Raw genomic sequence first — 2803 nt, 5'->3', positions numbered from 1 at the left:
CCCCCCCCACGCGGTGGCGGCCGGCGCGGCGGCCGGAGACCGCGTCGCCGTGGCCGCCCTCGACCTGCCCGACGCGGAGGTCGACTGGCCCGACACCGGCCATACCGTCGAGGTGCACCGAGCGGTGTTGCGCCGCGAGATCGTCGCCTTCCACGTCGGCGAGGAGCCCGGCGAAGACGCCGACCTGCTCTGGTTCGACATCACCGAGGCCGACCTGGTCGCGCAGCACCTCACCGACTCCTGACGAGGATCGACGGCCGGCAGCGCTCGCGGCCACCGTCACCGGCTGGTGACTAGGCTGTTTGGCGACGCCACCACCCCGGTCGAAGGAGACGAAATGGACGCCGTCACCACGGTGCCGATCCCGGTCAACGAGCCAGTGCGCGACTACGCCCCCGGCTCGTCCGAACGCGAGGCGTTGCTCACCGAGCTGGCCCGCATCGGGGGTGAGACCCGCGACCTGCCGCACGTGATCGACGGTGCCGAGGTGGCCGGCTCGGGCCCCCGCATCCCCGTGCGGCAACCCCACGCCCACGCCAAGATCGTCGGCCGGATGCGCAACGGCGGAGCCAAGGAAGCGGGCGCCGCCATCGCCGCCGCACGGGCCGCCGCCCCCGGATGGCGGGAGTTGTCGTATGACGACCGGGCCGCCATCTTCCTCAAGGCCGCCGATCTCCTGGCCGGGCCGTGGCGCGCCACGCTCAACGCGGCGACGATGCTGGGGCAGAGCAAGACCGCATACCAGGCCGAGATCGACAGCGCCTGCGAACTCATCGACTTCTGGCGGTTCAACGTCCACTTCGGCCGGCAGATCCTGCAGGAGCAGCCGATGGTCAATGCGCCCGGTGTCTGGAACCGGCTCGATCACCGCCCGCTCGAGGGCTTCGTCTACGCGATCACCCCGTTCAACTTCACCGCCATTGCCGGCAACCTGCCGACCGCCCCGGCGCTGATGGGCAACACCGTGCTGTGGAAGCCGAGCCCGACCCAGCAACTCGCCGCGAGCTACACGATGGAGTTGCTCCAGGCGGCCGGCCTGCCACCCGGTGTCATCAATATGGTCACCGGCGACGGCATCGCCGTCTCCACGGTCGCCCTGACCGACCCGGGGCTGGCGGGTATCCACTTCACCGGATCCACGGCGACCTTCCAGCACCTGTGGCAGCAGGTGGGGGCTAATCTGTCGGGCTATCACACCTATCCGCGACTGGTCGGCGAGACCGGCGGCAAGGACTTCATCCTGGCCCATCCCAGCGCCGACCCGGATGTCTTGCGGACCGCCATGATCCGCGGCGCCTTCGAGTACCAGGGGCAGAAGTGCTCGGCGGCTTCGCGGGCCTACGTCCCGCGCTCGCTGTGGAGGGTCATCAAGGACGACCTCGTCGAGCTGACCAACGGCCTGAGCCAAGGCGACGTCGGGGACCTGCGCAACTTCATGGGTGCGGTCATCGACGAGCGCTCCTTCGCCCGCAACGCCGCCGCCATCGACCGGGCCAAGGCCACGGCGGGCATCACCGTCCACGCCGGCGGCACCTATGACGACACCGACGGTTACTTCGTGCGCCCCACCGTGCTCGTCGCCGACGACCCGGTCGACGAGATCTTCACGACCGAGTACTTCGGGCCCATCCTGGCCGTGCACGTCTACCCGGACAGCCGGTTCCGGTCCGTCATGGCGCAGATGGAGTCGGTCGCGCCCTATGCCCTGACCGGCTCGATCATCGCCCAGGACCGGCGGGTCATCGCCGAGGCGAGCGCCGCCCTGCGGTTCGCGGCAGGCAACTTCTATATCAACGACAAGCCCACCGGCGCCGTCGTCGGGCAGCAGCCGTTCGGCGGCTCGCGCGCCTCCGGCACCAACGACAAGGCGGGCTCGATGATCAACCTCATGCGTTGGACCTCTCCGCGCGCCATGAAGGAGACCTTCGTGCCCCCGACGGCGCACGGGTACCCGCACATGGCGTGACAGCAGCGGGACGGACGCGCCGCGTCGATCGCGACGCCTGGACCGATAGTGTTCTCCGCCATGAGGATCACCGAGTCCGCGGATCTCGCGGGGACACCAGACGAGGTATTCGCCCTGCGGGCCACCGAGGCCTTCCAGGACGAGAAGTGCCTGCGCACCAGCCCCCGCGAGCACACCGTCGCCGTCGACGAACAGGGCGAGCGGACGATCCTGCGCACGACACGGGCCATGCCCACGCACAACCTGCCCGACGCGGCCCGCTCCATGGTGGGCGACGAACTCATCCTCGACGAGGTCCAGGACTGGGGCCCGCCGGCCGCGGACGGCAGCCGCCGAGCCCAGGTTACGATCAAGGTGCACGGTGCCCCGATCTCGCTCGCCGGCACCCTCAAGGTCTATCCGACGGCGGACGGCAGCCACCAGGCCCTGGAGGCCGACCTGAAGGCCAAGGTCCCCTTCATCGGCGGCAAGATCGAGAAGGCCGCCGCCCCGGCGATCTCCCACGGATTCGACCTGGAGGCGGAGATCATCAACGACTGGCTGGCCGCCGGGCGCTGACGACCCCGCCGGGAGGCTGTGGATAATCTCGCGGGGCCGGCGCCGGTGGCCGGTAACGTGGTCGTATGCCAGCGCCCCCGGACCCGGCCCTGACCCTTGGCCTGCTGGCCGAGCGCTGCGATGCGACGGTCGAGTCGTTGCTGCTGGCGCTGCCGTCGACCGGTGACCGGCTCGCGCAGGCGGCCGTCGACGGCTACCTCGACGCCGTGATGGATCTGCTGCGGATGCTCGCCGCTGCGGCCCGCGAGGGCGCCGGCCGGCTGCCGACCGCGCCGGTGA

General features: G+C 70.6%; 4 protein-coding genes. All 4 read left to right on the top strand.

Going from position 1 to position 2803, the window contains the following annotated elements:
- Positions 1-244 (top strand): hypothetical protein (locus BN11_RS14915; RefSeq protein ID WP_162213248.1); only part of this gene is annotated, 244 nt, incomplete at its 5' end.
- Positions 245-337: 93 nt separating this feature from the next.
- On the top strand, positions 338-1966 hold the full coding sequence (gene pruA, locus BN11_RS14910) for an L-glutamate gamma-semialdehyde dehydrogenase (RefSeq protein WP_048698968.1): 1629 nt from the start codon (positions 338-340) through the stop codon (positions 1964-1966).
- A 60-nt stretch (positions 1967-2026) separates the two neighbouring features.
- The gene (locus BN11_RS14905) at positions 2027-2524 is read left to right on the top strand and encodes a DUF2505 domain-containing protein (protein ID WP_157044185.1); all 498 of its coding nucleotides are present in this window, start codon (positions 2027-2029) and stop codon (positions 2522-2524) included.
- 65 nt (positions 2525-2589) lie between these two features.
- The coding region (locus tag BN11_RS23950; RefSeq protein WP_048698961.1) for a hypothetical protein at positions 2590-2803 on the top strand (214 nt) is incomplete at its 3' end.

The sequence above is a fragment of the Nostocoides australiense Ben110 genome (assembly GCF_001050535.1).
GTDB classification, from domain to species: domain Bacteria; phylum Actinomycetota; class Actinomycetes; order Actinomycetales; family Dermatophilaceae; genus Nostocoides_A; species Nostocoides_A australiense.
Note: the sequence above shows the minus strand (reverse complement) of the source record. Positions and strands in the feature narration are given on the sequence as shown.

What these genes read in the sequence shown, in the direction of transcription:
- BN11_RS14905 (WP_157044185.1), top strand. Translation starts at nt 2,027, where the DNA reads ATGAGGATCACCGAGTCCGCGGATCTCGCGGGGACACCAGACGAGGTA.
- pruA (WP_048698968.1), top strand. Translation starts at nt 338, where the DNA reads ATGGACGCCGTCACCACGGTGCCGATCCCGGTCAACGAGCCAGTGCGC.